This is a genomic window from Shewanella sp. POL2 (genome assembly GCF_000282755.1).
GTDB classification, from domain to species: Bacteria; Pseudomonadota; Gammaproteobacteria; order Enterobacterales; family Shewanellaceae; genus Shewanella; species Shewanella xiamenensis.
Genome location: NZ_AKZL01000115.1, coordinates 1 through 12,251 on the forward strand (window position 1 = coordinate 1; position 12,251 = coordinate 12,251).

A 12,251-nucleotide genomic window follows, 5' to 3' on the forward strand; every position below is an offset into this window, starting at 1 on the left:
AGCCATCGAGTAACATGCGTTCGCCGTCGATTAATGCATCACCATTCATATACTTAGTGGCAATGGTATGGCCTTTAGTGATTTGGCACCAGCGGCTGATAATATCTTTTTGCGTTAACGATTTGGCCTTCTCTACATCAATTTTAAGCACTAAATGGTAATGGTTGTTCATCACTGCATAGGCGCAAATGTCGATACAAAAGATGGTGGATAATGCTTTGATTTTATCGATAATCCAGCCACGTCTATGCTCATAACTGCGGCCAGTGAGTTTATCTTCACCACACAAAAAAGCCCTTCTGACACAGCGATTAATCACATGATAGAAGGGTGTTGTATTGGCATCGATAAGCATTCTTCTGGCCGAGGTCATGACTCGCTCCAAACAGACAAGGTGAAGATAATTTAAAGACTAGTAGAAGAGGGGACAAAGCACAAAAAGACATGGCTGTCCCCTAACTTCACTTCAAACAGACGCAATCAAGATAATGTAAGGCTAGTATAAGAGGGGATAAAGCACAAAAAGACATGGCTGTCCTCGCTTTTCTTAGGTTAGTAAAAAAGGGACAGGGTTAGCTGTCCCAAGCTATCTTAGCGAATTAGGCTGTAGACCTCAGTTTTTAGGATGATTGATAACTTGCGGATCTGGGCTTAACACAAGTAAGGTATTTGTTGTATTACTCAACACAAATTGGAATTTAGTGGTGCCTGGGGTTCTATCTAGGTCAACAAGTTGCACTAACATACCATCGCTGCTGATGGTGACTGCATCAACAATTTCATCAAACGGGGTCACAAAACCTACACCGACAAATTTTAGCCCTTTACCGGTTTGGTCATTGAGCAGGTAAGTTACAGTACCCGCTTGAGTAATGGTCACATCACCTGGGCACTGCTGCCCGTTTGCATCGGTATAGATAAATACAGGTTCTCCATTTTCTATGGTGACATTCACTTTAATAAATTGTGCAAAGCCTTGTGGTGCCGTCATGTTTATTTTCCTTCTGTGGTTAGAATCGAATATTTTTAATATCTTTTTTTTCTAAAAAAAGAATAAGTTCTTTATGTGTATCAAGTTCCCCTAAACAATCTAGCGATTTTGCATAGGAAATCATAAATATTGGGTCTTTGTTTTTTTCAGTAAAAGGCTTTATTTGTTGTTTTACCTTTTTACATAACTCGATGCTGTAAGGTGATTGGCCAAGTTTTTTATAGATGCTAGCTTGTAGTAACTCACTTATAGCAAGGTTTGCTATGTAGGTGATTTCTTGATTAAAATCGTTTACTAATTCTCTATATGATTCGGTTGCTAATTTTGCATGTCGCAAACTCTCATTTAAGTTCCCAATATTTAGCATGAGTTTTGCTTCGGATAAGAAGATTTTTGCAGAGATATCTTTATATGTTGAGGACTTGACCAATAAAGATTTTTCATCAAAATTGATGTTAGTTGATTTTTCAATTTCCAAATATTGGCTTTTACTTGTGCTTAATTCAAGAAGTTGTGAATAAGAATAATATTTTAATCTTTTCCAACGCTCATTTTCAGGGTCTTGTTTAAATGCAAACTCAATAGTAGCAAGTCCCAAAGAGGCTTTATTCAACGCTTCTGTTAGGCGACCTTGATAACTTAAAAGTGTGGCGATGTTTTGATAACTTCCTGTGAGCCTATCGAGCAAATAAGGTTGTTTTTCAAGATTTTTGGTTGCCAAGGTTTTTTGTATTTCCTCATGGATTTGGATAGCCGTATTTATATCTCCTTGTGATACAGCTGCGCTGGCTAACCAAGAACGAGTATCGGCCACATCGGCAATCAGTTGGCTATCTTCGGGGGCTTTGGCCAGTGCCAATAGCTTTAATCGTAATGACTCCTCAAAATCTTGCTGCGCGTTAGCAAATTCCTGTTGGTTTATGGAAACAGAACCCAGCGAGTTATGGGCATAGGACAGCTCCATCAGCGCATCTTTATCCTCTGGCGCTAGGGCATACATGGTTTGGCTATAGGCTAAGTACTGCTCGAAGAACGGGCGCGATGCGGCCCAATCACTCACATCATATTTAAGCTGACCCAACCAAAAGGCATTAGCGCCCAAGGTTTTTAGCAGGGCTAAGTTGTCTGGCTGCAATTCGAGCAGCGGCAGCATTTTTTCCTGCGCGGCGAGCAGGGCGCTGCGGGCTTCATCGATTTTATTGCGTGAATAGGCGACTTCGCCCATGGCCTCTAAGGTTTGCCCATGCTGGAAGCGGGCGTCGAAGCTTAAGTACTTCTCATCGTCTTGGCTGGAGAAATCCGTGAAATATTCCAAGGCCTTATTACTGATGCCGTCGAGTAAATCCATTCGGCCGATGCCGCGCATCTTATCGGCGAAGTCACCCACCATAAACCCGAGCAGATCTTCGGCGGCGAGGCGTTTTTGCTGGGCAAGCTTTTCGGCTTCGATACTGCGAACGCTCATAATGACCGAGGTTAAGGTGAGTACGCACAGCAGGGCGACTGTGATGCGCCTCGTCCAGCGCAGCATAGTGGCGCGTTTGCTGGAGGCGGCAATAAAGTCGGTTTCCCGCTCGTCTAAGTCAAACAAGGGGTTTTGCCTAAGGCTTTGGGCCTCTTTTAAGGGTTTACCCTCGGCCAGCAAATAGGCGCTGTGTTTGGCTTCGCTGAGCCAGCGCTGGGATAAATGCTGTAGTCGGCTCTTAATACTGAGGCTGTCGTTATGTTCGCTGATCCACGCCGTCGCCCTTGGCCAGCGGCGCAGCAGGGCTTCGTGGGCGATGCTAAAACAGGGTTCACCATTTTGCAGATGGGACACAAATAAGCGGCTATCGACCATCGCTTGCACTAGGGCGGTTTCGGCCGCGCTTTGCAACTGCGACCAGCGGGCGGTGCGGCTGGTGATGGATTTTTCATCCTCACGCAGGGTGACTAATAGGGACAAAATCCGCGGCAGACTGGCTTTTTCGGCCTCGGTTAAATGGGAGATGGCCTGCTCGGCATTTTTACCGATAGCGCCTTCGATGCCGCCCAAGGTGCGATACACAGAGACTAATAGTTTGTCATCGTCGCTGCGCTGTAAATACAGCGCCTGCAAGGTGTATTGCAACATGGGCAGCGCATCTGGGTTGCTGGCGGCATCGCTACAGAGCATTTCATCGAGCGGCATGGCGGTGTCGCTGTCAATGTCCCAAGTTAAATTGGCGGCAACGGCTGGTAGGCGGATCATTTGCAACAGCTCGGTGCGAGTGGGCGGCGCTAAGTCGAAATGGGCACCGCGCGCTTTGCCTGCCATCAGACTGGGGTAATTGACCAGCAACGGATAAAAGTCGTTGCGACAGGCACTTAAAATCAACACCGCATGGGAAGTGGCAAGGCGCTCTAACAACTCGATAAAGGCACTGCGCTCGGCGTCGCTAAACAGCGGCGATGATAATAGCACCTCTAATCGGTCGATAAATAAGCCAAAGCGTGGCGTCGCATAAGCATGATTTTTAAGACTTTGTTTGCATATCTCGACAATGCTTTGCGGATCTTGCTCAAGCTTGGCGGCAAGCGTATCTGCGCTCATGCCCTCAAAGACTGGGGTGTTGTTTAGCTCCCAGTCGAGCATGGCGCTGGCCAGATCGGTAAGCAGTTGTCCCTTGCTGACATCGGCAAAATCGAGGCTGCTATAGGCCACAACCCCAACGCCATTAAAGCCATTGGCGGTCATGAGGTTAGGCAATACGCCGGCATTAATTAAGGAGGATTTACCGCTACCACTGGGGCCTAAAATTAAGCAGAAGGCGCGGCCAAAATGGATTTGCTGGCTAATGCGATTCAGCAACGTGCTAATTTGTTCGCTACGGCCGAAGAACACGTCGGCATAGTTGGCGCTGTAGGCTTGCAGGCCTGGAAACGGCGAACCACCTTGCCAAGTTTGTGGCGTGGCGCTGGCCTCATGGCCGACGGGAAAACGAACCTCGGCTAAGGTGCGATAGCCACGTTTGCGAATGGTCTCAATGTAACGGGATTCGGTGGCACTATCGCCTAAGGCGCGACGTAACTGGTTGATAATTTTGTGCAGTGGATTATCACCCGTGTCGACTCCCGGCCAGCAATGGCTGACAATCTCGTCGCTGCTGACCACTTCACCGGCGTTTTGGCAGAGAAATAACAACACATCCATCGCCTTAGGTTCAAGTTGTTTAACTTGTTTACCAAGGAGTAGGCTGTTGGTGCTGGGATTGACTTGCCATTCACCAAAAAAAAATGTGCTGTCACTCATAGGATTTCCATTGCTTGAGCATCGACTAAGGCGGAGGAATCGCGGTGCCGTTAGCCATTGTTATTTTTATATTCCATTTGCATATGTTGCTATGGGGTTTTGCGTCAAAACATTGGCATTATGCCTAGACTCCTTGTTATTTAAAAGAAGTAAGCTTTTATAATCAATGTAAATTTTATCTTGAAATTGTGACAGCATGTTGTGCTGATACCCATGTGTTGTCACAGGGTTGGGGGATTGCGCGATAATTGCACTTTCACTTGGGTAAACGCTTGGCTTGGCTGCATTAACTCGGATGACGGGTAAAAAAAGAGTGCCCAAGGTGGGCACTCAAAGCGGTTGGGAAGGGAGAAATAGGTTAGGCTAAATTGAGTTAGCGCGTAAGCACCAGTGCGTTGGCCTGAAAACTTAACCGTGCCATTTGCCCTTGGTCTTGCAGCTCTAGCTCGTTGAGTTCAAAGGGCGGTTGTAGACCGGAGGCTTGGATAAGTTTGGGGTCAAACATCAGCTTGAGTTTGGGGGATTCGGGCGTTAACCAAGTCGCCGCTTGGGTGCGCATAATTGCGACTTTTTGCCCCTTAGCGTTGGTGCCCGTGAGCACGCCACTTAAACCAAAGCGTCCCGCCTCGGCGACAGTTAGCTCAAAGTTGACTTGATTTGGCACGCCTTTATCCCAGATGGTCAATACTTCTGGTTTGATGCTGGCGGAATTGACATAGGACTTAAATGCGGTTTTCACCGTGCGCAGCACTGGGCGGCCATCGACTTGAGTCTGGACTGTGACTTCGATTTCACTCAGCCCCGCATTGCTGTTGGCGAGGGGCAAGTCCGCGGGCACTAAAGCCTGCCATTCATCCCCCTGTTTCACCATGGCCAGCGCTTGCTCTGTGCCATCGGCTTGCTTGAGTTTGGCCTGAGGCGCAAATTGATTGTCGCTTTGGCTTAAGGCGAGTTTTACCCCAACCGTTTGGGCATCGGCCGCAATTGCGCTGGGCGCCTTGATGCTTAGTTGATAGGGCGAACCTTTTTCCTTCACGTTGACCAGATAGTTGGCCTTAGCGACCAAGGGCTGGCTGACTCGTAGGCGATATGCTCCGGGCGTTGCCTTTTCAGACATTTGCAGCGCGCTGGAGTCATCGGCTAAGCCTGCGCTGGCTAAGGCGTCGGCGCTCACCAGCGATTTAACCAAGGATTCCGTTGCTTGTGGGCTGCTGGCGTTTTTACCCGGCGGCGTTTGGCCTATCCGCTGAATTTGCACTCGCTCAGGGGCTACGGCATCGGCATGCATTAAGGCGCCTGTGCTGACATCGCCGCGGGGCGCAATCCGCACTAAACTGCCCGCTTGGCTCAAGTTAAGCTGCACGCCAGCATTTAGCTCGGCGCCGGTGACATTAAGCCAATACTCATCACTTTGGCTTGCCTGCTCAAGCACGGGTTGACTGGCTTGGTATTCGCCGTAGAGCGGGGTAATAAAGCTGACGTAATCGGTACTGGTATTAATCGGTGCGAGAGTTGGCGAGGCGATATTAGTATCGACAAGGTCGCTCTGCGTCGGCGCGGCTAAGGTTAAGCCCTTGGCATACATTGGGCTGGCTTCTTTTTGTGGCTCAGGCGTGGGCGATTCATCCTGACAGGCACCGAGCAGGCTAGCTAATATGACCAAGCTGGCCGCTTTGCTTAAGGTGCGGAGTGTAAAAGGTGGCATAGTGAGCTCCTTAAATATGATTGCGGATCAGCGTGTCTAAGTTAAAGCAGGCACGGCGACTCTGCTGATGGCTTAACGGTTCTTGGCCTCGGGTCTTTTGTTTATCGGTGAACCAGACTGTGCCTGCGGCTTTTTGGGAGCTGCAATTTAAGAAGCCGTCGGAGCAGCTATCGAGCCAGTTTTGGGTGGTTTCGAGGGCGACCTGATATTGATAGCCAGCGCAGTAGCTGTCGCTGTCCCAAATGGCGGAATCCACATCCGAGCCGACAACCACCTCGAAGGGTTTACCTAAACTCGGGCGACCCGAGGTGCCATAGAGCCAAGTGTTGTTGTAGTTTGCCATCCAGCCGACTTGCTGCTGTTTGACCGCATTGCTGCCATAGCCTAAGAGCCAACCTAGAGTCGTTTCGAACACATTGCCTTGATTGACTGCATCGGCCAGCGGCGTGCCGCCACTCGATGGCGCAAGAGCAATAACCCTTGAAGTGGCTTTGATCACCGCAGGATAACGGCTGTCCCAGGTGGGGTTGGATAAAATCCAGCGCACCACATTACCGCCATTGGAGTGGGTGAGCAGGATTAAATCATCAATATTTTTCGCTTGAATAAAGCTATTGAGCTGAGTGGCGAGGCAACCCGCGGCGGCTTCTTCCCACATATATTGGTCGAAGTCGCAGTTAATCACGGTGTAATTATTGGGGACGGGTATCCCTTGGCGCACTGAGTTAACAAATTCCGAAGTCCAATAGTCGGCTAACGCATTGGTTTGTTTTCCAGTTCCGTGAACAAAGGCGATACCTGTTGCGGCAAAAACCGCCGGGCTGACAGCTAACAGACCCAAGAGCATTAAGGTGTTTTTTATCTTCATGGGTGTTTCTCATCTCTAGTGATTGAGCGCGGCCTTACAGTGCATTGCAATCGTGAACATTAATCAGGTGTCTGTGTCGATTGACATCGCTGCACTCTGGTGCAAGGCAATCTTAGGCTGGTTTTAAGGAATGCTGCGCAGTAAAACCACTGGGAGTAAAAGTTCACAAGCTGAGTGACCTTGCTATGGTGGACAGGGTAGACTCTTACTCTGGCTTATTAACCTAGTCGCAACATTTGGGGCTGGCAAGCAAAAATTCGCTATACAATTTAATGACATAGCGACAATCTTTTGACTTTGTTTTAATATGACCTAACCGACAGCTAATTGCTTGATCAGTAAACGCTAATAAAACGTATAGCGTATTTAGCCGTTTGAATTGGCTGGGATGGCTCAAAAATTATTTTTACTTTAACGTTTTGGATCTTTATTGGTTCTATAGCGTTTTCACACTTATTGGGAGGCACCTTTGGCCATCACACAACAGGAAATGAGCCGCTGTTTAACCGAACTCAATTGCCGTAGCAATTTTTCGGTGAAGAGTATTACCGAATATATGCTGCCAGGTACTAAGGAAGCCTTTTACCTGCATATGGATGGCAAAACGCCGCAACTGATTATTCGCCCCGTGTTTGAGGTATTTTCGGGTGAATTTACCACCTTAGCAGGCGTGCATGCTAAATATGACTATTACCACAGCGCGGAAATGACGCGATTTCCCAAGCGCTTACATAAGAGCCTTAACGAAACCCACTATGGATTGGCCTTTAGTTTTGATTCCATTGAGGCGGTGCAGCAATTTATTGAGCGTTTAAGCGCTATCGTCAAAGGGGCTTAGGATTTCATCGAAGATAAATACCAGCCTTAAGAATGGTTTTAAACCTCTGATATCTTAGGCTTAAGCTTTTAGGTTAAATTCCTCAATTTTAATCAAAATGAGGAATTTAACTGCTGCCTTTTCCAGCAGCTTTTCAGTATATTCATCAATAGATGAATTCTGCCGGAGAGGCTTATGTCGCTTATCCCTCGTCGTCCAAGAGGTGTGGTTCCCTTTGCCGCCCAATCTGGGCAGTCTATGGCTGCGGGTCGCCCGAAAGGCAACTCTGATGCACGTCAACGGTTGATCACTGCTGCGGTGACGCTCTTTAGTGAACGCAGTTATCCCACTGTTTCTACCCGTGAAATAGCCCGTGAAGCCGAGGTGGATGCGGCGCTTATCCGCTATTACTTTGGCTCTAAGGCTGGGCTATTCGAGCAGATGGTGCGTGAAACCCTCGAGCCTGTGATTGCGCGTTTGCGTGAAATTTCCTGCGCTCAAGCACCTAATGATATTGGCGAACTGATGCAGATCTATTATCGGGTGATGGCACCTAATCCCGGATTACCCCGATTAATCGTGCGTGTGTTGCAGGAAGGCGATGGCACCGAGGCCTATCGGATCATGTTGTCGGTGTTTGAGCAAATTCTGTCCCTCTCGCGCCAATGGGTTGAGTCGGCATTAGTGAATGCTGGATTACTCAAAGCAGGGCTAGATCCCAATTTAGTGCGCCTGAGTTTTATCAGTTTGATGGTGTTTCCGCTGATCGCTCCCCCAGTTTTAATGCGTCAGTTTGGCCTGTTTAGTAGCAATGCCGAGGATTTACAACGTTTGGCACTGCACAATATACAGGTGTTTACTCAGGGCGTTTTGCGTGAACCTAGGAGTGAATGATGAGTGTATCTAATGGGTTAGCTGTGATGTCGGTTAAGGCGCAACGACTATCTCCCCAAAGATGGGGCAAGCTGGTGACGAGTCTATTGGTCGCGGCGCTGTTGCTGCAATTGACGGCCTGCGGCGATGAATCCCCCCGAGTGCTGGGTACGGTTGAGCGCGATAGGTTAACCCTCACCGCCCCTGTGGGGGAGTTGATCAAGCGGATAAATGTGGTCGAAGGCCAGCAAGTGCAGGCGGGGGAAGTGTTACTTGAGCTTGACAGCACCGCCGCTCAGGCGCGCCTTAGCCAGCGTCAGGCCGAGCTTAAGCAAGCCAAGGCAAAGCTGGCGGAAGCCGTAACGGGGGCTCGCTCGGAAGACATAGATAAAGCACGCGCCGCCCTTGATGGCGCCAATGCCAGTGTTAAAGAGGCGCAGCAGAGTTTTGAGCGTACGCAGCGGTTATTTAAGACTAAGGTGCTCAGTCAAGCAGATTTAGATGCGGCGCGCGCGGCGCGTGATACCAGCCTTGCCAAGCAAGCCGAAGCCGAGCAGAGCTTAAGACTGCTGCAAAACGGCACCCGCAGCGAGCAACTCGAACAAGCCAGAGCCGCAGTCGAGGCGGCCATGGCTGCGGTGGCACAGGAGCAAAAAGCCCTCAAGGATTTAAGCCTAGTGGCGGCGAAACCCGCTGTGGTAGATACCTTGCCTTGGCGGGTGGGTGATAGGGTGGCCGCAGGGAGCCAACTTATTGGTTTATTAGCAATTGAGCATCCCTATGTGCGGGTGTATCTGCCTGCGACTTGGCTCGATAGGATCAAGGCGGGTAGCCAAGTGAAGATCCTTGTCGATGGCCGCACGCAGCCTATTGCAGGCACAGTGCGTAATATTCGCAGTCAACCGGCTTACACCCCTTTTTATGCCTTAAATGAACGCGATAGGGCGAGATTGATGTATCTCACCGATATTGATATTTCGCCAGAGGGAGAGGATTTACCCACGGGAATGGCCCTTGAGGTACAGCTGCCATGAGTGCTCAACAGGCTTTCGCAGGGATATCAGTCGCTGGGACATCTACGGCAGAAACATCTACCGCGGCTACTGAGTTTGCTATCGAAACCCGCGGTATGACCCGCGCTTTTGGCAGCATCAATGCGGTCGAAGATCTCGATTTGGCGATCCCTAAGGGCACCATTTATGGATTTTTAGGCCCTAATGGCTGCGGCAAATCGACCTCTATTCGGATGTTGACTGGGCTGCTCAGCCCAACCTCGGGGGATATTCGGGTGCTGGGGGAAACCTTGCCCGGCGCCGAGGAAAAACTGCGCCGCCGCATTGGCTATATGACGCAAAAATTCTCCCTCTACGACAACCTGTCGGTGCGGGAAAACCTCGAGTTTGTGGCGCAAATTTATGGGTTAAATCGTCGCCAAACCAAGGCGCGTTTAGCCGAGTTATTAAGCCTGTACGATTTGGCGGGGCGCGAGAAGCAAATGGCGGGCTCCATGAGTGGTGGGCAAAAGCAACGTTTAGCCTTAGCCGCCGCGACCTTGCATCACCCCGAGCTGTTATTTCTCGATGAGCCAACGTCGGCGGTCGACCCTGAAAATCGCCGCGAGTTTTGGGAGCGACTGTTCGATCTCTGCGCCCAAGGCACCACGATTTTAGTCTCGACCCACTATATGGATGAGGCCGAGCGTTGCCATGGTCTCGCGATTTTAGAGCGCGGGATAAAACGTGCCGACGGCTCGCCGCAACAATTAATGGCCGCCATGGGCGCGCGGGTGATTGAAGTGTCGGGGGATGATTTACGCACACTAAAACAATCACTCATAAGCGACGCTAACGTGTTATCGGCGGCGCAGATTGGCAGCCGTTTACGGGTTTTAGTGCAAAGTTCGATTGCAGATCCGCTGGCTTGGTTAAGCCCAAGGATAGCGGGGCGGGCACTGACCGAGGTGCGCCCAAGCCTTGAGGATGTGTTTGTGACTTGCACGGGCGGACGTGCCCAACTGGCGCCGCCAAACGGCAGTGAGGCCACGACCGTGGAGGCTCAAGATGCTAGGTAGAATTTGGGCCGTAGTGGTCAAAGAACTCAGACAGTTATCGCGGGATCGCATGACCTTCGGCATGATAGTGATGATCCCCTTAGTGCAGTTAATGCTGTTTGGTTATGCCATCAACACCGATGCGCGCCATTTGCCCGCAGGTTTAGTGAACTTAAGCGATTCAGCTTATAGCCGCGCCTTGGTTAAGGCGGTAGAAGCGACCCAAGTAGTTGATTTTAAACATCGCTATTTGAGCGCCGCCGAGGCGGATGCGGCCATCACACGGGGCGAAGTGAAAGCCGTGCTGTATTTAGGCGCCGATCTCGACGAGCGTTTAGTACGGCATCCCGCCTTTGCGGGGCAGGCCTATTTTGCCGAGCCCGTGGGGCAATGGTTAGTGGATGGCTCGGATACCGTGGTCGCCTCCACCATTCGCAGTTTAAGGCAAATGCCGTTCGATGAAATCGCGGGCAGGACGGTCAAATCGAATCCCCCCAGTTTTGAGGTGGTGCAATACTTTAACCCTGAGCAGCGTTCTGTGGTGAATATCGTTCCCGGCCTCTTGGGGGTGATTTTGACTATGACCATGGTGATGTTTACCTCGGCCGCGATTGTGCGCGAGCGTGAGCAGGGAAATATGGAGTTTTTAATCACCACGCCGGTAAGGCCGCTCGAGCTAATGCTAGGTAAAATCATCCCTTATGTATTAGTGGGCTTTGTGCAATTGGCGATTATTCTTACCGCTGGGCATTTGCTGTTTGCCGTGCCAATCCGCGGTGGGTTGGACTCGATTGCGCTGGCGGCCATGTTGTTTATTTGCGCCAGTTTGACCTTAGGCCTAGTGATTTCGACCATAGCGAAAACCCAGTTGCAGTCGATGCAGATGACGGTGTTTATCCTGCTGCCGTCGATTCTGTTGTCGGGCTTTATGTTCCCCTACGAGGCCATGCCCGTAGCGGCGCAGTGGATTGCCGAGGCGTTACCCGCGACTCACTTTATGCGCATGTCCCGCGCGATTGTGCTTCGGGATGCCGAGGTGAGTGACTTGCAATTTGATGCCTTGTGGATGATTGGTTTTACCTGCTTGGGGCTGCTGGTGGCAAGCCTGCGCTTTTCCAAACGTCTGGATTAAGGGGCTGACTCACGCTTTAGGCGCGAGTTTTGATTTAACGCAAATTATGCGTAAAGATTTGGACTAAGTAGTTGAAATGGATGTTAGTTACTTTAGAACTCGCTTACACTGCTGCTAACAAAATGTTCCTTTTATGTGATGGCTTAGTGTGTCCCTTCGCGCGATTTATGCAGACCGATTTGTGTAAATCGATACCTGAGGTTATCAGCTCAGTGAATGTGAAGGCCTATTCGGCTGAGCAGCGCGATGCGTATCAACGTTGCATCATACACAAAAGGAATAGAGATTTAGCTTAGCGAAGGAATTCTGTATGCCTGCGATTGTGTGTCAAAGTGCCCTCGAAGCGGTTTCACTGATCCAAAGTGGCGAAACCCTGTGGACCCATTCCATGGGCGCAACTCCAAAAGTCTTATTAGATGCGCTGGCAAAACATGCGCTCACCCTTGAAAATCTCACCTTATTACAGTTACATACCGAAGGTGCTGAATCCTTAAGTCATCCCGATTTACGTGGGCATTTGCGCCATCGCTGTTTTTTCGGTGGG

Annotated in this window: 9 protein-coding genes and 2 pseudogenes; 6 read left to right on the top strand and 5 right to left on the bottom strand. The window is 49.9% G+C overall.

Annotated elements, in window-relative coordinates; all coding sequences use genetic code 11:
- The 5 genes and pseudogenes from SHEWPOL2_RS19970 to SHEWPOL2_RS19990 form a co-directional block, all read right to left on the bottom strand.
- A pseudogene (locus tag SHEWPOL2_RS19970) lies at window positions 1–373 on the bottom strand (alpha-amylase family glycosyl hydrolase); the annotation flags it as partial.
- A 240-nt stretch (window positions 374–613) separates the two neighbouring features.
- Window positions 614–991, bottom strand: coding sequence for a DP-EP family protein (locus tag SHEWPOL2_RS19975; RefSeq protein ID WP_037431008.1), 378 nt, complete (start codon window positions 989–991; stop codon window positions 614–616).
- 19 nt (window positions 992–1,010) lie between these two features.
- Complete coding sequence (locus tag SHEWPOL2_RS19980) at window positions 1,011–4,262, bottom strand: winged helix-turn-helix domain-containing protein (protein ID WP_037431010.1); 3,252 nt, start codon at window positions 4,260–4,262, stop codon at window positions 1,011–1,013.
- A 373-nt stretch (window positions 4,263–4,635) separates the two neighbouring features.
- Window positions 4,636–5,967: a DUF4785 domain-containing protein gene (locus tag SHEWPOL2_RS19985; RefSeq protein WP_037431012.1), complete on the bottom strand. Its 1,332-nt coding sequence runs from the start codon at window positions 5,965–5,967 to the stop codon at window positions 4,636–4,638.
- 10 nt (window positions 5,968–5,977) lie between these two features.
- A complete protein-coding gene (locus SHEWPOL2_RS19990) occupies window positions 5,978–6,835 on the bottom strand; it encodes a hypothetical protein (RefSeq protein WP_037431013.1) in 858 nt (285 codons plus the stop codon).
- Between the two features lie 490 nt (window positions 6,836–7,325).
- Between SHEWPOL2_RS19990 and SHEWPOL2_RS19995 the strand changes: the two genes are divergently transcribed.
- The 6 genes and pseudogenes from SHEWPOL2_RS19995 to SHEWPOL2_RS20020 all read left to right on the top strand — a co-directional run.
- Window positions 7,326–7,673: a hypothetical protein gene (locus SHEWPOL2_RS19995; RefSeq protein ID WP_037431024.1), complete on the top strand. Its 348-nt coding sequence runs from the start codon at window positions 7,326–7,328 to the stop codon at window positions 7,671–7,673.
- Between the two features lie 174 nt (window positions 7,674–7,847).
- Window positions 7,848–8,546, top strand: a complete 699-nt coding sequence (locus SHEWPOL2_RS20000; protein ID WP_037431014.1) for a TetR/AcrR family transcriptional regulator — start codon at window positions 7,848–7,850, stop codon at window positions 8,544–8,546.
- A complete protein-coding gene (locus SHEWPOL2_RS20005; protein ID WP_037431016.1) occupies window positions 8,546–9,559 on the top strand; it encodes an HlyD family efflux transporter periplasmic adaptor subunit in 1,014 nt (337 codons plus the stop codon). Before SHEWPOL2_RS20000 ends, SHEWPOL2_RS20005 begins: the two co-directional genes overlap by 1 nt.
- Window positions 9,560–9,654: 95 nt before the next feature.
- A complete protein-coding gene (locus SHEWPOL2_RS20010) occupies window positions 9,655–10,596 on the top strand; it encodes an ABC transporter ATP-binding protein (protein WP_050991415.1) in 942 nt (313 codons plus the stop codon).
- Window positions 10,586–11,707 carry an ABC transporter permease gene (locus SHEWPOL2_RS20015; RefSeq protein ID WP_037431018.1) on the top strand — a complete coding sequence of 374 codons (1,122 nt, stop codon included), beginning with the start codon at window positions 10,586–10,588 and terminating at the stop codon, window positions 11,705–11,707. Before SHEWPOL2_RS20010 ends, SHEWPOL2_RS20015 begins: the two co-directional genes overlap by 11 nt.
- 310 nt (window positions 11,708–12,017) lie before the next feature.
- A pseudogene (locus SHEWPOL2_RS20020) lies at window positions 12,018–12,251 on the top strand (4-hydroxybutyrate CoA-transferase); the annotation flags it as partial.

Excerpts from the sequence above, each read along its gene's own strand:
- SHEWPOL2_RS20005 (WP_037431016.1), top strand. The coding sequence starts at position 8,546 with ATGAGTGTATCTAATGGGTTAGCTGTGATGTCGGTTAAGGCGCAACGA.
- SHEWPOL2_RS20015 (WP_037431018.1), top strand. The coding sequence starts at position 10,586 with ATGCTAGGTAGAATTTGGGCCGTAGTGGTCAAAGAACTCAGACAGTTA.
- SHEWPOL2_RS19980 (WP_037431010.1), bottom strand. The coding sequence starts at position 4,262 with ATGAGTGACAGCACATTTTTTTTTGGTGAATGGCAAGTCAATCCCAGC.
- SHEWPOL2_RS20010 (WP_050991415.1), top strand. The coding sequence starts at position 9,655 with ATGACCCGCGCTTTTGGCAGCATCAATGCGGTCGAAGATCTCGATTTG.
- SHEWPOL2_RS19985 (WP_037431012.1), bottom strand. The coding sequence starts at position 5,967 with ATGCCACCTTTTACACTCCGCACCTTAAGCAAAGCGGCCAGCTTGGTC.
- SHEWPOL2_RS19995 (WP_037431024.1), top strand. The coding sequence starts at position 7,326 with ATGAGCCGCTGTTTAACCGAACTCAATTGCCGTAGCAATTTTTCGGTG.
- SHEWPOL2_RS19990 (WP_037431013.1), bottom strand. The coding sequence starts at position 6,835 with ATGAAGATAAAAAACACCTTAATGCTCTTGGGTCTGTTAGCTGTCAGC.
- SHEWPOL2_RS20000 (WP_037431014.1), top strand. The coding sequence starts at position 7,848 with ATGTCGCTTATCCCTCGTCGTCCAAGAGGTGTGGTTCCCTTTGCCGCC.
- SHEWPOL2_RS19975 (WP_037431008.1), bottom strand. The coding sequence starts at position 991 with ATGACGGCACCACAAGGCTTTGCACAATTTATTAAAGTGAATGTCACC.